At 68.5% G+C, this 19,933-nt stretch carries 19 protein-coding genes and 1 pseudogene; 11 read left to right on the top strand and 9 right to left on the bottom strand.

Annotated elements, in window-relative coordinates:
* The first annotated feature begins 82 nt into the window (after window positions 1–82).
* From M1M07_RS03450 to M1M07_RS03435, 4 genes are all read left to right on the top strand, one after another.
* Window positions 83–592 (top strand): helix-turn-helix domain-containing protein, encoded by a 510-nt coding sequence (locus M1M07_RS03450; RefSeq protein WP_197252182.1) that lies wholly within the window; start codon window positions 83–85, stop codon window positions 590–592.
* Window positions 593–777: 185 nt separating this feature from the next.
* Window positions 778–2,622, top strand: coding sequence for a translation elongation factor 4 (gene lepA, locus M1M07_RS03445; RefSeq protein ID WP_197252181.1), 1,845 nt, complete (start codon window positions 778–780; stop codon window positions 2,620–2,622).
* 27 nt (window positions 2,623–2,649) lie between these two features.
* Window positions 2,650–3,588: a nitronate monooxygenase gene (locus tag M1M07_RS03440; RefSeq protein ID WP_248673313.1), complete on the top strand. Its 939-nt coding sequence runs from the start codon at window positions 2,650–2,652 to the stop codon at window positions 3,586–3,588.
* A 52-nt stretch (window positions 3,589–3,640) separates the two neighbouring features.
* On the top strand, window positions 3,641–4,036 hold the full coding sequence (locus M1M07_RS03435; protein WP_197252216.1) for an ABC transporter substrate-binding protein: 396 nt from the start codon (window positions 3,641–3,643) through the stop codon (window positions 4,034–4,036).
* 2 nt (window positions 4,037–4,038) lie between these two features.
* On the opposite strand, the gene M1M07_RS03430 is transcribed toward M1M07_RS03435, so the two are convergent.
* Window positions 4,039–6,006, bottom strand: coding sequence for a glycoside hydrolase family 15 protein (locus tag M1M07_RS03430; RefSeq protein ID WP_197252180.1), 1,968 nt, complete (start codon window positions 6,004–6,006; stop codon window positions 4,039–4,041).
* A gap of 87 nt (window positions 6,007–6,093) precedes the next feature.
* Here M1M07_RS03430 and M1M07_RS03425 point away from each other — a divergent pair, with 87 nt between their 5' ends.
* The 6 genes from M1M07_RS03425 (at window position 6,094) to M1M07_RS03405 (ending at window position 10,437) form a co-directional block, all read left to right on the top strand.
* Window positions 6,094–6,315, top strand: coding sequence for a hypothetical protein (locus tag M1M07_RS03425; protein WP_197252179.1), 222 nt, complete (start codon window positions 6,094–6,096; stop codon window positions 6,313–6,315).
* Between the two features lie 123 nt (window positions 6,316–6,438).
* Window positions 6,439–6,531 (top strand): Ms4533A family Cys-rich leader peptide, encoded by a 93-nt coding sequence (locus M1M07_RS33175; protein WP_368862555.1) that lies wholly within the window; start codon window positions 6,439–6,441, stop codon window positions 6,529–6,531.
* Between the two features lie 179 nt (window positions 6,532–6,710).
* Entirely contained in the window at window positions 6,711–7,739 is a 1,029-nt protein-coding gene (locus M1M07_RS03420; RefSeq protein ID WP_197252178.1) for a sulfate ABC transporter substrate-binding protein, read from the top strand.
* Between the two features lie 60 nt (window positions 7,740–7,799).
* Window positions 7,800–8,624, top strand: a complete 825-nt coding sequence (cysT, locus tag M1M07_RS03415) for a sulfate ABC transporter permease subunit CysT (protein WP_248673372.1) — start codon at window positions 7,800–7,802, stop codon at window positions 8,622–8,624.
* Complete coding sequence (gene cysW, locus M1M07_RS03410; protein ID WP_248673312.1) at window positions 8,621–9,430, top strand: sulfate ABC transporter permease subunit CysW; 810 nt, start codon at window positions 8,621–8,623, stop codon at window positions 9,428–9,430. The genes cysT and cysW overlap by 4 nt, the downstream gene beginning before the upstream one ends.
* Entirely contained in the window at window positions 9,427–10,437 is a 1,011-nt protein-coding gene (locus M1M07_RS03405; RefSeq protein ID WP_197252175.1) for a sulfate/molybdate ABC transporter ATP-binding protein, read from the top strand. Before cysW ends, M1M07_RS03405 begins: the two co-directional genes overlap by 4 nt.
* Window positions 10,438–10,456: 19 nt before the next feature.
* On the opposite strand, the gene M1M07_RS03400 is transcribed toward M1M07_RS03405, so the two are convergent.
* From M1M07_RS03400 to M1M07_RS03370, 7 genes are all read right to left on the bottom strand, one after another.
* The gene (locus tag M1M07_RS03400; RefSeq protein ID WP_248673311.1) at window positions 10,457–11,305 is read right to left on the bottom strand and encodes a universal stress protein; all 849 of its coding nucleotides are present in this window, start codon (window positions 11,303–11,305) and stop codon (window positions 10,457–10,459) included.
* A gap of 76 nt (window positions 11,306–11,381) precedes the next feature.
* Entirely contained in the window at window positions 11,382–12,272 is an 891-nt protein-coding gene (ppk2, locus tag M1M07_RS03395) for a polyphosphate kinase 2 (protein WP_248673310.1), read from the bottom strand.
* Window positions 12,273–12,364: 92 nt separating this feature from the next.
* Window positions 12,365–13,120 carry a sirohydrochlorin chelatase gene (locus M1M07_RS03390; RefSeq protein ID WP_248673309.1) on the bottom strand — a complete coding sequence of 252 codons (756 nt, stop codon included), beginning with the start codon at window positions 13,118–13,120 and terminating at the stop codon, window positions 12,365–12,367.
* Complete coding sequence (locus M1M07_RS03385; RefSeq protein WP_248673308.1) at window positions 13,117–14,418, bottom strand: sulfate adenylyltransferase subunit 1; 1,302 nt, start codon at window positions 14,416–14,418, stop codon at window positions 13,117–13,119. The genes M1M07_RS03390 and M1M07_RS03385 overlap by 4 nt, the downstream gene beginning before the upstream one ends.
* A gap of 2 nt (window positions 14,419–14,420) precedes the next feature.
* The gene (gene cysD, locus M1M07_RS03380; protein WP_197252170.1) at window positions 14,421–15,365 is read right to left on the bottom strand and encodes a sulfate adenylyltransferase subunit CysD; all 945 of its coding nucleotides are present in this window, start codon (window positions 15,363–15,365) and stop codon (window positions 14,421–14,423) included.
* Window positions 15,362–16,087, bottom strand: coding sequence for a phosphoadenylyl-sulfate reductase (locus M1M07_RS03375; protein ID WP_197252169.1), 726 nt, complete (start codon window positions 16,085–16,087; stop codon window positions 15,362–15,364). The genes cysD and M1M07_RS03375 overlap by 4 nt, the downstream gene beginning before the upstream one ends.
* Window positions 16,084–17,805 carry a nitrite/sulfite reductase gene (locus tag M1M07_RS03370; RefSeq protein WP_197252168.1) on the bottom strand — a complete coding sequence of 574 codons (1,722 nt, stop codon included), beginning with the start codon at window positions 17,803–17,805 and terminating at the stop codon, window positions 16,084–16,086. The genes M1M07_RS03375 and M1M07_RS03370 overlap by 4 nt, the downstream gene beginning before the upstream one ends.
* 379 nt (window positions 17,806–18,184) lie before the next feature.
* Between M1M07_RS03370 and hemW the strand changes: the two genes are divergently transcribed.
* Window positions 18,185–19,399 carry a radical SAM family heme chaperone HemW gene (gene hemW / locus M1M07_RS03365; RefSeq protein ID WP_248673307.1) on the top strand — a complete coding sequence of 405 codons (1,215 nt, stop codon included), beginning with the start codon at window positions 18,185–18,187 and terminating at the stop codon, window positions 19,397–19,399.
* A 104-nt stretch (window positions 19,400–19,503) separates the two neighbouring features.
* Here hemW and M1M07_RS03360 read toward each other — a convergent pair.
* Window positions 19,504–19,809 (bottom strand): annotated as a pseudogene (locus tag M1M07_RS03360) (type II toxin-antitoxin system VapB family antitoxin); the annotation flags it as partial.
* Between the last annotated feature and the right edge of the window lie 124 nt (window positions 19,810–19,933).

Here is a 19,933-nt window from a genome sequence, read left to right as displayed (position 1 = left end):
ACTGCAACCATCTAGCTATGCAAAACCATACCCAGCAACGACGGATCTGACTATAGCGGCCAAAAGTCAGTATTCTGAGGGCATGGCGATGAAGCTCGAAGGACCCCTCGCGGACCGGTCGGCGTGGGAAACCGGTGAGCACTGCTCGATCAGCCGCGCCATGCGGATCGTCGGAACGCGATCCGCGATGCTGCTGCTGCGGGAGGCGTACTACGGCACCACCCGGTTCGACGACTTCGCGCAGCGGGTGGGCATCACCGAGGCCGTCGCCTCGGCGCGGCTGAAGGAACTCGTCGAAGCCGGATTGCTCGCCAAGAGCCCGTACCGGGAACCGGGGCAGCGCACGCGCTACGAATACGTGCTCACCGACATGGGCCGTGATCTGCTGCCCGCGGTGCTCGCGCTCATGCAGTGGGGCGACAAGTATCTGCACGACGACGGCGGACCGCTGCAGCTCGTCGAGGACGCCACGAGCGCGCCGGTCCGGGTGCAGATCCGCAGCGAGGACGGCACCGAGGTCGGGCTCGACGATCTGCGCGTGCGCATCAACCGCCACGGCAAACGGGACGCCCCGAAGCCGTCTGCGTCCTGAGCGAAGTACCGAGCAGAGTCTCGGGCGGACCCCGCCGCGACCCTGGATGTGCCTGCCGGGCGGGGTCCGGGGGATGATGGGAAGGCGCGGATCGTGGCTGATGCGATCCTGTAGCGGGACGAGAACGGGACCGGTCGCGACGACCCGGTCGGTGTCGGTGTGCGAGTGAGACGAGGGAACAAGGCTTGAGCAGCAACTTTGCGGAAAAGACGTTCACGGATCCGTCGAAGATCCGGAACTTCTGCATCATCGCGCACATCGACCACGGCAAATCCACCCTCGCCGACCGGATGCTGCAGCTCACCGGTGTCGTCGAGGAACGTGCGATGCGCGCGCAGTACCTCGACCGGATGGACATCGAGCGCGAACGCGGCATCACCATCAAGGCGCAGAACGTGCGGCTGCCCTGGAAGGTCGGCGACGAAGAGTACGTCATGCACCTGATCGACACGCCCGGGCACGTCGACTTCACCTACGAGGTGTCCCGCGCGCTCGAAGCCTGTGAGGGCGCGGTGCTGCTCGTCGACGCGGCGCAGGGCATCGAGGCACAGACCCTCGCGAACCTCTACCTCGCGCTCGACAAGGACCTGACGATCATCCCGGTCCTCAACAAGATCGACCTGCCCGCCGCCGATCCCGACCGCTACGCCGCGGAGATCGCCAACATCATCGGCTGCGAACCCGACGACGTGCTGCGCGTGTCCGGCAAGACCGGTGTGGGTGTGGCGGAACTGCTCGACGAGGTGATCCGGCAGGTCCCGCCGCCCGTCGGTGACCCGGACGCACCGGCCCGCGCCATGATCTTCGACTCGGTGTACGACACCTACCGCGGTGTCGTCACGTACGTCCGTGTCGTCGACGGCAAGATCGTGCCGCGCGAGAAGATCAAGATGATGTCGACCGGTGCGACCCACGAACTGCTGGAGGTCGGCATCGTCTCGCCCGAACCGAAGGCGACGGCCGGTCTCGGCGTCGGCGAGGTGGGCTACCTCATCACCGGCGTGAAGGACGTGCGCCAGTCGAAGGTCGGCGACACCGTGACGACCGCGCGCAACGGCGCGACCGAACCGCTCACCGGCTACCGCGAGCCGCGCCCGATGGTCTACTCGGGTCTGTACCCGGTGGACGGCTCCGACTACCCGGACCTGCGCGATGCCCTCGACAAGCTGCAGCTCAACGACGCGGCGCTGACCTACGAGCCGGAGACCTCCGTCGCGCTCGGCTTCGGCTTCCGCTGCGGCTTCCTCGGCCTGCTGCACATGGAGATCACCCGCGAACGGCTCGAGCGCGAGTTCGGCCTCGACCTGATCTCGACGGCACCGAACGTCGTGTACCGCGTCGTCCTCGAGGGCGGCCAGGAACACATCGTCACCAACCCGTCCTACTGGCCCGAGGGCAAGGCCCGCGAGATCTACGAGCCGATCGTCAAATGCACGATCATCGCGCCGAGCGAGTTCATCGGCTCGATCATGGAGCTGTGCCAGAGCCGCCGCGGCGAGCTCGGCGGCATGGACTACCTGTCCGAGACCCGCGTCGAGCTGCGCTACACGCTGCCGATGGCCGAGATCATCTTCGACTTCTTCGACTCGCTCAAGTCCCGGACCCGCGGCTACGCGAGCCTCGACTACGAGGAGGCCGGCGAGCAGCAGGCCGCGCTGGTGAAGGTCGACATCCTGCTGCAGGGCGAGGCTGTCGACGCGTTCAGCGCGATCGTGCACAAGGACGCCGCGGCCGCATACGGCAACAAGATGACCACGAAGCTCAAGGAGCTCATCCCGCGCCAGCAGTTCGAGGTGCCGGTGCAGGCCGCGATCGGATCGAAGATCATCGCGCGCGAGAACATCCGCGCCATCCGCAAGGACGTGCTCGCCAAGTGCTACGGCGGCGACATCAGCCGTAAGCGCAAGCTGCTCGAGAAGCAGAAGGAAGGCAAGAAGCGCATGAAGACGATCGGTCGCGTCGACGTGCCGCAGGAAGCGTTCGTCGCGGCGCTGTCGTCGGAGGCTTCGTCCGACAAGCCCAAGAAGTAGGCGCCACTCCACCGGAAGGATCCCGCCGTGCTCGACACCTGGCTCACCCGTGAACTGGGAATCACCGTTCCGCTCGTCGGGGCGCCGATGGTGGGGCGGGCCGGTGGGGCCCTCGCCGGGGCGGTCACCCGCGCCGGCGGCATCGGCCTGATCGGCGCGGCCCGCTTCCACACCGCCGAGTGGCTCGAGGCCGAGGCACAGACGGCACGGGAGATCGGTGGGGGACTGCTCGGGTTCGGCCTGATGACCTGGGCCCTGGCCGACGACGCCACGCTCCTCGGTACGGTGCTCGACCTGCGGCCGCGGGTGGTGTCGCTGTCGTTCGGCGATCCCGCGCCCTACGTGCAACGCGTGCACGACGCAGGGGCACTGGCCATCTCGCAGATCAACTCGATCGACGATCTGCGGGTCGTCGAGGCGGCGGGAGTCGACGCGGTCGTCGCGCAGGGCCACGAGGCGGGCGGACACACCGGCCGGGTCGGCACGCTGCCGCTGCTGCAGGAGGTTCTCGAGTCGACGTCGCTGCCGGTGCTCGCGGCGGGCGGGATCGCATCGGGCCGCGGTCTGGCGGCGGTGCTCGCGGCCGGCGCCGAGGGAGCGTACGTCGGTACGGCCCTGCTGGCGAGCCCGGAGACCGTCGGGCCGGCCTATGCCCGGCAGAAGTTGGTCGACGCCGGCAGTGGCGACACCGTCTACACCGACATCTTCGACAAGGCGCGGCACATGCCGTGGCCGGAGCGGTGGGGCGGGCGTGCGCTCACCAACGACTTCACCGCGAACTGGCACGGTCGCGGCGTGGACGAGCAGACCCTCGCCGACGCGTACGTCGCCGACGATCCAAACGTCGGGGTCGTGTACGCGGGAGAGGCGGCCGGTCTCGTTCGGGAGCAGAGGCCGGCCGGGGACGTCGTCCGGGATATCGCGACGCAGGCGGAGGCGCTGCTCGCCCGGTTCGGCAAGCAATAACCGCATCCGCGCTATGTAAGCGCTATGTAAGGTAGCCTTCACCGCCGAGCAGATCGCTTCGCTGCAACCCGATCTCGTACTCGGATCGTGGCTCGTCGATCCCGAGACGGATTTCGACACGCTGTCCGCCGTCGCGCCGACGGTCGCGCCGCTCGGCGACACCGGTGTCGACCGCTGGGACGAGCAGGTCCGCGTGCTCGGCGAGATCCTCGGGCGCAGCGACGACGCGGAGAAGATCATCTCCGATCGTGAGGCCGAGATCGCGGAGGCCGCACTGCCGGGGCTCGCGGGCCGGACCGGAGTGCTGTCCCAGTATGTGGTCGGGCAGGGACAGTTCGCCGTCGTCGACTACCCGACCGTCGCCGCGTTCAACACGCCCTCGTCGCTGTCCATCGGCTACGCGCTCGACACGATCCGGCCGCAGCTCGAGGCGATCGCCGGCGTCTGAGATCAGGACGGGTGGAGATGGGCGGGGTGGAACGCGCCGGTCTGGATCTGCTCCTCCGCGCGGATGACGTGCACCACCGCGTTGATCTGCGCCAGGTGGGTGAACGCCTGCGGGAAATTGCCCAGGTGACGGCCGGTGTGCGGATCGATCTCCTCGGCATAGAGCTCGAGCGGGCTGGCGAAGCCGAGCAACCGCTCGCACAGCGCGCGGGCCCGCTCCACCTCGCCGATCTCGACCAGTGCCGACACCAGCCAGAACGAACAGATCGTGAAGGTGCCCTCCTCGCCGGCAAGACCGTCGTCGGTGGTCTCGACCCGGTAGCGCAGCACCAGGCCGTGTTCGGTGAGTTCGTCGGCGATGGCGAGCACCGTCGCGCGGACCCGCGGATCGTCGGCGGGCAGGAACCGTAGCAGTGGAATCAGCAGCGCCGACGCATCCAGAGACGGATGCCCGTACCGCTGGGTGAACACCCCGCGTTCGTCGACGCCGTGCGCGAGGACATCGGCCTTGATCTCGTCGGCCATCTTCTGCCACTGCATCGCGTAGCTCTTCTCACCCTGCATCGCAGCGAGTTTCGCGCCGCGGTCGAGGGCGACCCAGCACATCACCTTCGACGAGACGAAGTGCTGGGGTTCGCCGCGGACCTCCCAGATTCCGCGGTCGGGTTCCCGCCAGTGTTTCAGCGCCTCCTCGACCTGGAGTTTCAGCAACGGCCACAGCGAATCGGGCACGTGCTCACGGGATTTGACGTGGAGGTAGACCGAATCGAGCATGGTGCCCCAGATGTCGTGCTGCGACTGGTGATAGGCGCCGTTGCCGATCCGCACCGGCCTGGCCTCGTCGTAGCCGCACATATGGTTGAGTTCGGATTCCTCGAGGGTACGTTCCCCGCCGACCCCGTACATCACCTGGAGCGGACGGGGAACGCCGTGCTGGTCACGACTCGCGTCGGAGATGAACGAGAAGAAGTCGTCGGCCTCCCGGTCGAGTCCCAGCGTGTACAGGCCCCACAGAGCGAACGTCGAATCACGCACCCACGCGTAGCGGTAGTCCCAGTTGCGTTCACCGCCGGGAGTTTCCGGCAGCGAGGTGGTCGACGCCGCGAGCAGCGCCCCGGTCGGCGCGTAGGTCAGGCCCTTCAACGTCAGCGCACTGCGCTGCAGATAGCTGCGCCACGGATGATCAGGGAATCGGCCCGTGGTGATCCACTCGCGCCAGAAGTCTGCGGTGGCAGCCATTTTCGCGGCAGCCTCCGCGAACGTCTTCGGAGCCGGGTGGTCGGACCACGACAGGGCCACGAACACACTGTCACCCTTGTACATCCGGGTGCGAGCGCGCGCCTCACGTCCTTCGAGACCCAGACGCATATCGGTCGTCAGGCGAAGTTCCGGATGCGAACCGGCCGTTTCCGGGCGGCAGCGCGCGGTCGCCTCCTCGTACACCTTGCCGGTGTACTCCCACACCGTGGACTCCCGGTTGTAGTCGAACGCAGGCTCGCAGCTCATCTCGAACTCCACGGTGCCGCTCACGCAGCGGATCGTGCGCAGCAACACGTGCTCGGCATCCCAGTCCGGCGGCGTCCGGCGATGCGTGCGCGACCGGTCGTCGACCGCGTGCCACGGACCCATCACCAGCGCGTCGCGCACCACGATCCAGCCGGTCTCGGTCTGCCAGGTGGTCTCGAGAATCAGCCCACCGGGAAGGTAGCGGCGCGCGGCGGGCACGGTGTGTCCGTGCGGGCCGATCCGGAAATGCCCCGCGCTGCGGTCGAGAATCGAACCGAACACGCTCGGCGAATCCGGCCGGGGCAGGCACATCCACTCGACGGCGCCGTTGCGGGCGACCAGGCAGGTCGTCTCGCAGTCCGACAGGAACGCGTAGTCGTCGATCGGCGGATACGGGCTCCGGTGGAGTATCGGCGGCGGCCGGTCGTCGGGATCGGGGTCGTCGAAGTCGATCGTGGCTCCCATCACCCAATTCTCGGTCCGGCGCGCTCCGCCTGCACGGGGAACGGCCGACGATTCGGTGGTCGTGGACCCGCCGTCTAAGGTGGGTGCGTGGACCGGGTGGCATCGTGGTGGGACGGATTCGAGCTGTGGCTCGCCGGACTGTCCTTCGTGCCGCAGGCCGCACTGGTACTGCTCGTGATGGTGCCGCTGTGCGCCGGCGCGGCCTGGCTGCTCGACCGCGTTCTCGCAGGGGTGTTCGCGGCCGTCGGACGCCGCGAACACGATGTGCCCGTCCCCGCCACGACCGAACCGACGACGAAGGACCGCTGACATGCCGCGCTCACGCGTGACCCTGGCGCTGATCGCGCTGCTCGCCATCGTCGTCGTCGCCTGGTTTCTCACCCGCTGACCGCGCGGTCGGGCATGATCGGCGGCTCTGCTAGAGTCTCCGGCGTGTCCGTAACCACACTGCCCCGCGTGCGCCACGAGCTGGCGCTGATCGCTGTCGGCAGCTTGTCGGTTGCCGACGTCAGCTGTTGTCGCTGATCGATCCTTCCCGACCCGCGGCATTGCCGCACCGGCTTCCGGGCAATCTCGATCGATCTTCCGTGTGCCGATCCCCGGTATCCGCCGGACGCCTCGGGCAGTGCGCACGGAGCCTTCCGGTGCCGATTTCTGCGGGTCACCACCTCCGTACACCGCTCCTGTAGGAAGGCCCCTGTTCCATGAAGAAACGTTCTGCCCTCGTGTTCGCGGCCCTCGCGGCAGCCACCGCGACCGCGCTGTCCGCTTGCGCGGGCGGCGCGAGCGACACCGTCGGTGAGGACAGCGTGGCGGACGGCTCCGGCGGCACCGTCAACCTGTACGCCTACGCGGTCCCGAAGCCCGGCTTCGACCTGATCATCCCCGCATTCAACGCCACCGAAGAGGGCGAGGGCGTTGCCTTCCAGCAGTCCTACGGCGCCTCCGGCGACCAGTCGCGCAAGGTCAAGGACGGTGCGGCCGCCGACTTCGTCAACTTCTCCGTCGAACCCGACATCACCCGCCTCGTCGACGCGGGTCTCGTCGACGCGGACTGGAACACCGGTGCCTACAACGGCATTCCCTTCGGCTCCGTCGTGACGATCGTGGTCCGCGAGGGCAACCCGAAGAACATCCAGGACTGGGACGACCTGCTCCAGCCGGGTCTCGAGGTCGTGACCCCCAATCCGTTCAGCTCGGGATCGGCCAAGTGGAACCTGCTCGCGCCGTACGCCGCGAAGAGCGAGGGCGGGGCCAACCCCCAGGCCGGCCTGGACTTCGTCAACCAGCTCGTGACCGAGCACGTCAAGATCCAGCCGAAGTCCGGCCGCGAAGCGACCGAGGCGTTCCTGCAGGGCTCCGGTGACGTTCTGCTCAGCTACGAGAACGAGGCCCTGTTCGCCGAACGCAACGGGGACCCCGTCGAGCACGTCACCCCGCCGGTCACGTTCAAGATCGAGAACCCGGCCGCGGTGCTGACGAACTCCCCGAACGCGGACAAGGCCCAGGCGTTCAACGACTACCTGTACACCACCGAGGCGCAGCGCCTGTGGGCGCAGGCCGGATTCCGTCCGGTCGACCCGGCCGTCGCCGAGGAGTTTGCGGCCGACTTCCCGCAGCCGCAGAAGCTGTGGACCATCGCAGACCTCGGCGGCTGGTCTGCCGTCGACGCCGACCTGTTCAAGCAGGGCACCGGCTCGATCGCCGTGATCTACGACAACGCCACGAAGTAGGCCCGTTCCGTGAGTACCACCGAGACACGCCCCGGGGCGGGAGCAGCAGCTCCCGCCCCGGTGGCGCGCCGCCGGAAGCCGCTGTTCGCCTTCACCGGAACGGTCGGCCCACTCGGCGTCGGCGTCGCCACCCTGTGGCTGAGCATCATCGTCCTGCTGCCGCTCGCGGCACTGACCACCCACGCGTTCGCCGACGGGCTGTCCGGCTTCGTCGACGCTCTCACCGCCCCGGCCGCGCTGGCCACGCTGCGGATCACCGTCGTCGTGTCGGTGATCGTCGCGTTGATCAACGCGGTGATGGGAACCCTCATCGCCTGGGTGCTGGTGCGCGACGAGTTCCCGGGCAAGAAGGTCGTCAACGCGCTGATCGACCTGCCGTTCGCGCTGCCCACGATCGTCGCCAGCATCGTGCTGCTGTCGCTGTACGGGCCGATGAGCCCGATCGGCCTGCACCTGAACGCAACCCAGCCCGGTCTGATCATCGCGCTCGCGTTCGTGACGCTGCCGTTCGTGGTCCGGGCCGTGCAACCGGTGCTGCTCGAAACCGATCGGGAGGTCGAGGAGGCGGCGGCGTCGCTCGGTGCCGACAACTTCACCATCTTCCGTTCCGTCGTCCTGCCGACCCTCGGGCCCGCCATCCTCGGCGGTGCCGGTCTCGCATTCGCCCGCGCCATCGGCGAATACGGCTCGATCGTGCTCATCGGCGGCAACATCCCGTACAAGACGCAGATGGCGTCGCAGTACATCCAGCAGCAGATCGAGATCGACCGGCCGGTCAACGCCGCCGCCGTGTCGGTCGCTCTGCTGTTCATCGCGTTCGTCGCGCTGTTCGTGCTGCGGGTCGTCGCGAACCGCGGCCGGCGCCGAGAGGAGAACGACGCGTGAAACTCTCCGCGTTCACCCGGATCTCCCTGCGCACCGTCGCGCTGGGTTACCTCTTCTTCCTGTTGCTCGTGCCGATCGGCGTCATCCTGTACCGCACGTTCGAGAACGGCATCATGGCGTTCGTCGAGTCGATCAGCACGCCGGCCGCGATCTCGGCACTGAACCTGTCGCTGCTCATCGTCGCGATCGTGGTGCCGCTCAACGTCGTCTTCGGCATCGTCGTCGCGCTCGCGCTCGTGCGCGGCCGCTTCCCGGGTCGCGGTCTGCTGCAGTCGGTCGTGGACCTGCCGTTCGCGGTGTCACCGATCGTGGTCGGTGTCGCCCTGATCATGTTGTGGGGCGCCGGCGGCTGGTTCGGCGGCCTCGAGTCCCTCGGACTCAAGGTGATCTTCGGCCTGCCCGGCATGGTGATCGCCACGATCTTCGTGACGTTGCCGTTCGTGGTGCGGGAGGTCGAACCGGTCCTGCACGAGATCGGCGAGGAACAGGAACAGGCCGCCGCCACCCTCGGTGCGAACGCGTGGCAGACGTTCTGGCGGATCACGCTGCCGGCCATCCGCTGGGGCCTGACCTACGGCATCGTGCTCACCGTCGCCCGCGCACTCGGCGAATTCGGTGCGGTCATCATGGTGTCGTCCGGGTTCCCCGGTGTCTCCCAGACGTTGACGCTGCTGGTGCACGCCCGGTACATCGATGACCACAACACCTTCGGTGCCTACAGTGCCGCGACCCTGCTCATGGCCATCGCCGTGCTCGTGCTGCTGCTGATGACCCTGCTCGACCGCAAGAGGAGTGCCGACAAATGATCACCGTCACCGGGGCCCGCAAGAACTACGGGGATTTCGCGGCGCTCGACAACGTCGACATCGAGATTCCCTCCGGTTCGCTGACCGCGCTGCTCGGCCCGTCCGGCTCCGGCAAGTCGACGTTGCTGCGGTCGATCGCGGGTCTCGAGACCCTCGACTCCGGCACCGTGCACATCGCGGGCAAGGACGTCACCGACGTGACGCCGCAGAAGCGCGACATCGGGTTCGTGTTCCAGCACTACGCCGCGTTCAAGCACATGACCGTGCGGGAGAACGTCGCGTTCGGCCTGAAGATCCGCAAGCGCCCGAAGGCCGAGATCGACAAGAAGGTGGGGGAGCTGCTCGAAATCGTCGGGCTCGACGGATTCCAGCAGCGCTACCCGGCGCAGCTGTCCGGTGGTCAGCGTCAGCGTATGGCCCTGGCCCGCGCGCTCGCCGTCGACCCGCAGGTGCTGCTGCTCGACGAGCCGTTCGGCGCGCTGGACGCGAAGGTCCGCGCCGATCTGCGCACCTGGCTGCGCCGGCTGCACGACGAGGTGCACGTGACGACCGTGCTGGTCACCCACGACCAGGAGGAAGCGCTCGACATCGCCGACCGGATCGCGGTCCTCAACCGTGGCCGGATCGAGCAGGTCGGGACGCCCGAGGATCTCTACGATCGCCCCGACAACGACTTCGTGATGTCGTTCCTCGGCAGCGTCTCCAAGCTCAACGGGCAGCTGGTGCGGCCGCACGACATCCGGCTCGGTCGCACCCCGGAACTCGCCGAGGCTCGGAGCGAGGGCACCGCCGAGTCGCTGGGGATCACCCGCGCGACTGTCGAACGGGTCGTGCACCTCGGATTCGAGGTGCGGGTGGAGCTGCACAACGAAGCCACCGGCGAATCGTTCACCGCGCAGGTCACGCGCGGCGACGCGCAGGCCCTGGGGCTGCGTCCGGGGGAGACCGTCTACGCCCGCGCCACCCGGCCGCCCGCCCTCGACGAGGTCGTGGTGACCGGCGTCTGACGATCGCCGCCCGGTCCGGTCAGTTCTCGCGGGCGACCAGGACCGGGCACCGGGCGTGATGCAGCAGCGACTGGCTGGTGGATCCGAGCACCGCGGCGGTCATCGGGCTGCGGCCGTGGCTGCCGACGACGACCAGCTGCGACCGCGCGGAATGCTCGAGCAGCGCCTCCTCCGGCTTGCCGCGCTCGACGCTGTGCGTGACCTCGACGTCCGGATAGCGGCTCCGCCATCCGGCGAGGCTCTCGGCCACCAGCGCGGTCTGCTGTTTCACGTAGTCGTCCCAGTCGATGAACCGGGAACCCTCCCCGTAGGTGAGGGTCGACTGCTCGGTCCAGCTGTGGACGGCGACCAGAGGGGCGCCGACGAACGCCGCGAACTCGAAGGCGTGCTCGATCGCCTTCGCGCTGAGTTCACTGCCGTCGACCCCGACGGCCACCGGACGGCCGTTGACCGCCTCGGGGGGCGGTTCGCCCCGCCACGACACAACCGGGCACTTCGCGTGATTGGTCGTGTACACGACGTCGGAGCCGTGGAACATCGACTGCCACTCGGTGGTAGTCAGGTGACCGAGCACGAGCATCCGGGCCGTTCCGGACTTCTCGACCAGCACCTTCTGCGGTGTGCCGTGTTCGATGTCGCGTTCGATCTCGACCCCACCCGGTCCGGCCCGCACCGCGGTCTCGGCGGCGTCGAGGAGTCCTTCGGGGTCGCCGTAGTCGCCCCCGGATCCGTTCGGTTGCACATGGAGCAGGTGGAGAGGCTCGCCGAACCGTTGCGCGACGGACGCCGCCCAGCGCGCGGCACCCAGCGCGCTGTCCGATCCGTCGATGCCCGCCACGATTCCGCGTCTGATCGATGCTGTGCTCATGGTGGTGACTCCTTGGACTCCCATCCAGTGTGAGCCAGATCGCACGATCTTGTCAGCATTCCGCACGCGAGGCGGATCAGTCTCCGACGGCGTGCTTTCCGCGTTGCACGATCTTCGGGTCGGGGTCAAACACCACCTGCCGGTCCTTGTCGTCGTAGTCGAACCTGTTCAGGAAGTGCCGCATCGCGTTGATGCGGGCGCGCTTCTTGTCGTTGGATTTGATCGTGGTCCACGGCGCGTGGTCGGTGTCCGTCCGGCGGAACATCTCCTCCTTCGCCGCGGTGTACCTGTCCCACTTGTCCAGTGACTCGAGGTCCATGTTCGACAGCTTCCAGCGGCGGACCGGATCGAGCTGGCGGATTGCGAACCGGGTGCGCTGCTCGTTGCGGGTCACCGAGAACCAGAACTTGGTCAGGGAGATCCCGGCGTCGATGATCAGCTGCTCGAAGAGCGGCACCTGCGTCATGAAGCGCTCGTACTCGTCGTCGGTGCAGAAGCCCATCACCCGTTCCACACCCGCGCGGTTGTACCAGGACCGGTCGAACATCACCAGCTCACCGGCCGTGGGGAAGTGCTCGATGTACCGCTGCAGGTACCACTGTCCGCTCTCGCGTTCGGACGGTTTGCTCAGCGCGACCACCCGGGCGTGCCGCACGTTGATGTACTCCTGGAACCGTTTGATCGTGCCGCCCTTGCCGGCGGCGTCACGACCTTCGAACACGATGATGTGCTTGGAACCGTTCTCGAGCGCCCAGGACTGGAACTTCAGCAGCTCGATCTGCAGCAGGTACTTCTCGACCTCGTACGTCGCGCGGTCCATGCGGTGGTCGTACGGGTAGTTCTCCCGCCAGGTGTCGACGGCGCGGCCGTCGATGTCGATGAGATCGGGGTCTTCGCCGTGGTCGTCGCGCACGGAGAACCCCTCGGTGCGGAGCCGGTCGATGTAGTGGCGCAATTCGCTCTGCACGGGAGTCTCCTGGTCCTCGGTGCAACGGGGAACGGCATCCGTTGTAACCGTTGCAGATGAACCAGGGTAGAACGACACGCTGCCGCGCGGGCTCAGGCGCTGCGCAGCACCCGGGTGCGCTCGGTGTCCGCGAGGGCCTCGTAGTACCGGCGCTCGACGAGGAATCCGACGGCGTCGCCGGTGGCGAGGGGAGCGGCGAACCGGACGTCGGGGAAGACGGACCGCGCGGCGTCGCAGGCGCGGTCCCACAGGAGACCGGGAGCGAGCAGCCACGGCGCGACGACCAGCCGGCGGGCACCGGCCTCGCGGAGTTCGGCGAGCGCGTCGACGACACCGGGGGCCGACGTCGCGAAGCATGCGCGCACGTGGGTCCACGAGGTGCCGTCGAGCAGTCGTGGCGCGACGGCGGCGGTTGCCGCGTCGGCGCCGGGTCGCCGGGAACCGACCGCGCACATCGCGATTCCCACGGACGGGTCGAGGCGCGAGACGCCGGTCGCGGCCACGTGGTCCCGTGCCGCCGCGGTCAGCAGACGGTCGGCGCCGAGGACGTCGGTGCACACCACATCGAGACGGGGGTGCCGGACGCGGGCGTCGGCGAGGATACCGGGCAGATCCACGCGCGCGTGGAATGCGCTGCCCAGCAACAGCGGAACGACGACCACGCGCCGATGCCCCTCGGCGGCGACGGCGTCGAGGGCCTGCCGCACCGAGGGCGCGTTGAGATCCAGGAACGCCAGGCGCACGGACCAGCCGGGTCGTCGCGCCCGCAACGCCGTGAGCGCGGCAGCCATGGCCTGCGCGGAGCGCGGGTCACGGCTGCCGTGCGCGACGGCGATCACCGGGATCATGCCGGGACGGATTCCCCGAGCTCGATCTGAGCCAGACCGTTGCCCACCAGGCCGGCGGCGAGCGTGTTGCCACCCGCCGGATCGATGAGCAGGAAGCTGCCGGTGCGGCGGTTCACGGTGTAGTCGTCGGCCGGGATCGGCTCCGCGACGCGCACCGAGATGCGGGCGATCTCGTTGAGCTCCACCGTGTCCGGGTGGGGGATCGACGTCAGGTTCTGCTCGTCGAAACGCTCCTCGAGCGCGCCGACGATGGCCTGGGTCGTGCGGGTGCCGTGCTTGAGCAGCAGCCGGGCGCCGGGGCGCAGCGGCTTCTCGGCGAGCCAGCACACGGTCGCCTCGAACTCGCCGAGCGGCTCGGGTGCCTTCTCGGGAGACGCGATGAGGTCACCGCGGGAGATGTCGACGTCGTCGGCCAGGATCAGCGTGACCGAGCGACCCGCGTACGCGACGTCGAGTTCGCCGTCCGCGGTATCGATGCGCTCGACGGTGGTGCGGATGCCCGAGGGCAGCACGACGACCTCGTCGCCGGGACGCACCGAACCGGACGCGATCTGCCCGGCGTAGCCGCGGTAGTCGGGGTACTCGGCGGTGCGGGGGCGGATCACGTACTGGACCGCGAAGCGCAGGCCGGACTCGTGACGGCCGTGCACGTCGGCGTCGACGGGGACGGACTCGAGGTGCTCGATGAGCGTCGGGCCGTCGTAGTACGGGGTGTTCTCCGAGCGGGTCGCGACGTTGTCGCCGTGCAGTGCGGAGACCGGGATCTCCTGCACGTCCTCGGGCGCCCAGCCCAGCGACGAGGTCAGCTCGTTGAACTCGGCGGAGATCTGCGCGAACACCGTCGCCGGATCCTCGACGAGGTCGATCTTGTTCACCGCGAGCACCAGCTTCGGCACACCGAGCAGCGCGAGGACGGCGGCGTGCTTGCGGGTCTGCGAGATCACACCCTTGCGGGCGTCGACGAGCAGCACCACGAGCTGCGCGGTGGACGCGCCGGAGACGGTGTTGCGGGTGTACTGGACGTGGCCCGGGGTGTCCGCGAGCACGAAGCTGCGCTTCGGGGTCGCGAAGTACCGGTAGGCGACGTCGATGGTGATGCCCTGTTCGCGTTCGGCGCGCAGGCCGTCGACGAGCAGAGACAGGTCGGGGGTGTCGAGGCCCTTGTCGACCGACGCGCGGGTGACCGCGTCGATCTGGTCGGCCAGGACGGACTTGGTGTCGTACAGCAGGCGGCCCACCAGGGTGGACTTGCCGTCGTCGACGCTGCCCGCGGTAGCGAGTCGAAGCAGGTCGCTCATGATCAGAAATAGCCCTCTCGCTTGCGGTCTTCCATGGCCGCTTCGGAAACTCGGTCGTCACCGCGGGTCGCACCGCGCTCGGTCAGGCGGGAGGCGGCGACCTCGGCGAGGATCTCCTCGTTGGTCGAGGCCTCGGACAGGATCGCGCCGGTGGTGGAACCGTCGCCGACGGTGCGGTACCGCACCGAACGGGTCTCGAGTTCCTCGCCCTCGGCGGGGCCGCCCCACACGCCGGGGGTCATCCACATGCCGTCGCGCCGGTACACCGGACGCTGGTGCGCGTAGTAGATGCTCGCGAGCTCGACGTCGTCGCGGGCGATGTACCGCCAGATGTCGAGTTCGGTGAAGTTGCTGAGCGGGAACACCCGGACGTGCTCGCCGGGGGCGTGTTTGCCGTTGTACAGGTTCCACAGCTCGGGACGCTGACGCTTCGGATCCCACTGCCCGAATGCGTTGCGCAGCGAGAAGATCCGCTCCTTGGCGCGGGCGCGTTCCTCGTCGCGGCGGCCGCCGCCGAACACCGCGTCGAAGCGGTTCTCGGAGATGGCGTCGAGCAGCGGAACGGTCTGCAGCGGGTTGCGGATGCCGTCGGGCCGCTCGGTGAGGCGGCCGTCGGCGAGGTAGTCCTCGACCTTCGCGACGTGCAGGCGCAGGTTGTACTTCTCGACGACGTGGTCGCGGAAGGCCAGAACCTCGGGCAGGTTGTGTCCCGTGTCGACGTGCAGCAGCGCGAACGGCAGCGGCGCGGGCCAGAAGGCCTTGAGCGCGAGGTGCAGCAGCACCGTCGAGTCCTTGCCGCCGGAGAACAGGATCACTGGACGTTCGAACTCGCCGGCGACCTCACGGAAGACGTGGATCGCCTCCGACTCGAGCGCGTCGAGAGTGTCGAACTTGTTGCCGTCCAACTTGATTCGGGATTCCGAAAGGTTCGTGTCGATGAGTGTCATGAGGAGTGCAACCCGCATTCGGTCTTGGCTCGGCCGGCCCACCGTCCGCTGCGCGGATCGGCTCCGGGAAGTGGTTTGACGGTGCAGGGGGCGCATCCGATGGACGGATAGCCCTCGTCGACCAGGGGATTGACGAGAATCCCGTGCTCGTCGATGTAGTTCTGCATGTCCTCGTCCGACCACGCGGCGATCGGGTTGATCTTCACCAACCCGAACGCCTCGTCGAACGAGACGAGCGGCGCGTTGGCCCGAGTCGGGGCCTCGACCCGGCGGATGCCGGTGACCCACGCGCGGTAACCCTTCAGGGTTTCCTTCAGCGGCACCACCTTCCGCAACCGGCAGCACTCGTTCGGATCACGCGCGAACAGATCCTTGCCGAGCAACTCGTCCTGCTCGGCCACCGAGTGCGCCGCCTTCGCCTCGACGAGATTCACCCCGTACACCTGGGTGACGGCGTCCCGGGTGCCGAGCGTCTCGGCGAAGTGGTACCCGGTGTCGAGGAACAGCACGTCCACGCCCGGCCGCACCTGCGCGGCGAGATGCACGAGCACCCCGTCCTGCATGTTCGACGCGACGACGTAGCCGCTGCGGTCGCCGCTCACTGCGGAACCGAAGGTCTCCTCGGTCCATTGCAGCAATTCCAGTGCCGAGGCGCCTTCGAGGCTCGCTGCCCCCTGCGCGGCGAGAATTCGAAGGTCCTCGGTGGTCTCTGTGGTGGTCATCGAAGGTCCGCCTCCTCTGCGCGCACAGCCCACTGAGCGAACCGCTCGCCCTCGGACCGCTGTTTGACGAAGTTGCGCACCACTCGCTCGATGTAGTCGCCGAGCTCGGTGCTGTTCACCTTGTGCTGCCGCAGTTTCCGGCCGAAACCGCTGTCCAGGCCGAGGCTGCCGCCGAGATGCACCTGGTAGCCCTCGACCTGGTTGCCCTCGCCGTCGTCGACGAGCTGGCCCTTGAACCCGATGTCCGCGATCTGCGACCGGCCGCACGAGTTCGGGCAGCCGTTGATGTTGATGGTGATCGGGACGTCGAGCTGCGCGTTGATGTCCGCGAGCCGCTCCTCGAGCTCCGGTGCGAGCACCTGGGAACGCTTGCGCGTCTCGACGAACGACAGCTTGCAGAACTCGATGCCGCTGCACGCCAGCAGATTCCGCCGCCACGCGGACGGACGGGCCTGCAGGCCGAGCGGTTCGAGCTCGGCGATGAGCTCGTCGACCTTGTCGTCGGGCACGTCGAGGACGATCAGCTTCTGGTACGGGGTGAAACGGATCCGGTCCGAGCCGATCCGCTCGACCGCGTCGGCGACCTTCGTCAGGATGGTGCCGGACACGCGGCCCGCGATGGGGGAGAACCCGACGGCGTTGAGGCCGTTGCGCAGCTTCTGCACGCCGACGTGATCGATGGGGCGCGCGGGCTGTTCCGGTGCGGGACCGTCGATGAGCGGACGCTTCAGGTACTCCGTCTCGAGAACTTCGCGGAACTTCTCGATGCCCCAGTCCTTGATGAGGAACTTCAGGCGGGCCTTGGACCGCAGCCGGCGGTAGCCGTAGTCGCGGAACACCGCGACGACGCCTTCCCACACGTCCGGAACCTCGTCGAGCGGGATCCAGGCGCCGACCCGCTGCGCGAGCATCGGGTTCGTGGACAGACCGCCGCCGACCCACAGGTCGAAGCCGGGACCGTGCTCGGGGTGCTCGACGCCGATGAACGCGACGTCGTTGATCTCGTGCACGACGTCCTGCTGTCCGGAGATCGCGGTCTTGAACTTGCGCGGCAGGTTCGAGTACTGCGGGTCGCCGATGTAGCGACGGACGATCTCGTCGATCGCCGGGGTGCCGTCGATGATCTCGTCGAGGGACTCACCGGCGAGAGGGGAACCGAGCACCACGCGCGGGCAGTCGCCGCACGCCTCGGTGGTCTTCAGACCCACCGACTCGAGGCGCCGCCAGATCTCCGGGACGTTCTCGACCTCGATCCAGTGGTACTGGACGTTCTGCCGGTCGGACAGGTCGGCGGTGTCGCGGCCGAACTCGGTGGAGATGCCGCCGATGGTGCGCACCTGCTCGACGTTGAGCGCGCCGCCGTCGCAGCGCACCCGCATCATGAAGTACTTGGCCTCGAGCAGATCGATGTTCTCGTCACCGGTGTAGGTGCCGTCGTAGCCCTGCTCGCGCTGGGTGTAGAGACCCCACCATCGGAACCGGCCGCGCAGATCGGACTTGTCGATGCTGTCGAAACCCTGGTGCGCGTAGATCTCCTCGATCCGGCGGCGCACGTTGAGCGGATTGTCGTCCTTCTTGGTCTGCTCGTTGGCGTTGAGCGGCTCGCGGTAACCGAGAGCCCACTGGCCTTCGGCCCGGCGCTTGGCCGGGCGTGCCGCCCGCGGCCGTGCGGGAGCGGCGGGATCTCCGGCGGGGGAGACGTCGGTGGTCGACGACATGCAGGGACTCCTGGGATTTGGCGAGGGACCGGGTCGGGGACGTCGCTGTGGGCTGTACTTCGCGCAGACATGCCTCGACCCGGCAGGAACTGAGGGCTTGCCGGGGTGGTGCCGGCCGGCGGCAGTAGGTGACTGACTACCGACAGTCGGCGCAGGAACAGACGGCACAAGGCTGACAGCAGGACGCGCAGACGCGCTTGAAGTCGACGTGGCGGCGAGCCACGAGTCGCACTCCGAGTCCGGTCATGGCGACCATTGTGCCATGTCACGGGGGCGAAGCCGAATCCTGGACGACATTTCCACCCAAATCGCGGGAAATACCGAGGTCACCGCACCGCGGCCGGTCGGCGCCCCTCCCGGCTCTGGAACACTGGAAGCCGTGAGCGAGACGAGAACGGGCAACGCAACCGCGACCGACGACGGATTCGAACTCCCGGCCGCGGCCCGCGCCGGAGTCGGCAGCCGGCCGTTCGGGGTGTACGTGCACGTGCCCTTCTGCGCGACCCGCTGCGGCTACTGCGACTTCAACACGTACACCGCGGGAGAGCTGGGGTCGTCGGCGTCCCCGCAGTCCTGGCTCGCGGGCCTGCGGCGTGAACTCGACATCGCCGCGGACATGCTCGGCGCACCCGCCGCAAACACCGTGTTCGTCGGTGGCGGCACCCCGTCGCTGCTCGGCGCGGACGGCCTCGCCGACGTGCTCGGCGCCGTCCGATCCAGCTTCGGGCTCGCCCCGGGCGCCGAGGTGACCACCGAATCCAACCCCGAATCGACCGGACCCGAGTTCTTCGCCCGGATCCGCGACGCCGGCTACACCCGCGTGTCGCTGGGCATGCAATCCGCCGCCTCGCACGTGCTGGCCGTGCTCGACCGCACCCACACCCCGGGACGGCCCGTCGCGGCGGCCCGGGAGGCCCGCGCCGCCGGGTTCGAGCACGTCAACCTCGACCTCATCTACGGCACCCCCGGCGAACGCGACGAGGACCTCGACCGCTCCCTCGACGCCGTGCTCGAGGCCGGCGTCGACCATGTGTCCGCGTACGCGCTGATCGTCGAGGACGGCACCGCCCTCGCGCGGAAGGTGCGCCGCGGGGAACTGCCCGCACCCGACGACGACGTCCTCGCGGCCCGCTACGAACGCATCGATTCGCGGCTCGAGGAAGCCGGGCTGACCTGGTACGAAGTGTCCAACTGGGCGCGAGCCGACGAGCCGTCCGCGCGGTGCGCGCACAATCTCGGGTACTGGGACGGCGGCGACTGGTGGGGCGCGGGCCCCGGCGCGCACAGCCACGTCGGTGGGGTGCGCTGGTGGAACGTCAAACATCCCGCCCGCTACGCCGACACCCTCGCCCAGGGACGGCTACCGGTCGGCGGCAGCGAGCAGCTCACCGCCGACGACACCCACACCGAACTCGTCATGCTCACCGTCCGGCTGCGCACCGGCCTGCCGTGGGCGGCACTGGGCGCGTCGGAACGGGAGGCCGCACGGACGGTCGTCGCGGACGGGCTCGCCGATCTGCGCGGCGATCACCTGGTGCTCACCGACCGGGGCCGGCTCCTCGCCGACGCGGTGGTCCGCTCGATCCTCGTCTAGCTGCCGTTTCGCCCGTCGGGCAGGCCGGTGTCGAGGTCGATCCAGCTCGCCTCGGTGCTCGGAACCCCCGTGCCCGGGATCTCGGCACCCGGACCGAGCGAACCGCCCGGAGTCAGCGCGTCGTAGTCGAACACCCGCGCGTGCATGACGGTGCGGTTGCGCAGCGCCGACCGCACCGCGCGATGCAGGCCGTCCTCGAGATACAGGACGCCCTGCCACTGCACGGCATGCGGGAACAGATCGCCGTAGAAGGTGGAATCCTCCGACAGCAGCCGATCGAGTTCGAGGACCTTCGTGGTGGTGACGATCTCGTCGAGCCGAACCTGCCGAGGTGGGATCCGAGACCAGTCGCGCAGCGACAGGCCGTGATCGGGATACGGTTTGCCGTCCCGGACACCCTTGAAAATCATGAATCCACAGTACGACGGACCCACGGCACCGCCGTCGCCTCGGGACAGTGCGCCGCGGCGACTAGACTGGAACGACGAGGCACACTGCGCGCGGCGCCGCGTGCGGGTCGCGCGTGGGCCCGAA

The organism is Rhodococcus sp. HM1 (assembly GCF_023218075.1).
Classification (GTDB): domain Bacteria; phylum Actinomycetota; class Actinomycetes; order Mycobacteriales; family Mycobacteriaceae; genus Rhodococcus.
This window is presented reverse-complemented; position numbering and strand designations above follow the sequence as displayed.

Excerpts from the sequence above, each read along its gene's own strand:
- M1M07_RS03385 (WP_248673308.1), bottom strand. The coding sequence starts at position 14,418 with ATGAGCGACCTGCTTCGACTCGCTACCGCGGGCAGCGTCGACGACGGC.
- M1M07_RS03450 (WP_197252182.1), top strand. The coding sequence starts at position 83 with ATGGCGATGAAGCTCGAAGGACCCCTCGCGGACCGGTCGGCGTGGGAA.
- M1M07_RS03375 (WP_197252169.1), bottom strand. The coding sequence starts at position 16,087 with ATGACCACCACAGAGACCACCGAGGACCTTCGAATTCTCGCCGCGCAG.
- M1M07_RS03390 (WP_248673309.1), bottom strand. The coding sequence starts at position 13,120 with ATGATCCCGGTGATCGCCGTCGCGCACGGCAGCCGTGACCCGCGCTCC.
- M1M07_RS03420 (WP_197252178.1), top strand. The coding sequence starts at position 6,711 with ATGAAGAAACGTTCTGCCCTCGTGTTCGCGGCCCTCGCGGCAGCCACC.
- M1M07_RS03400 (WP_248673311.1), bottom strand. The coding sequence starts at position 11,305 with ATGAGCACAGCATCGATCAGACGCGGAATCGTGGCGGGCATCGACGGA.
- M1M07_RS03370 (WP_197252168.1), bottom strand. The coding sequence starts at position 17,805 with ATGTCGTCGACCACCGACGTCTCCCCCGCCGGAGATCCCGCCGCTCCC.
- cysD (WP_197252170.1), bottom strand. The coding sequence starts at position 15,365 with ATGACACTCATCGACACGAACCTTTCGGAATCCCGAATCAAGTTGGAC.
- M1M07_RS03430 (WP_197252180.1), bottom strand. The coding sequence starts at position 6,006 with ATGGGAGCCACGATCGACTTCGACGACCCCGATCCCGACGACCGGCCG.
- M1M07_RS03405 (WP_197252175.1), top strand. The coding sequence starts at position 9,427 with ATGATCACCGTCACCGGGGCCCGCAAGAACTACGGGGATTTCGCGGCG.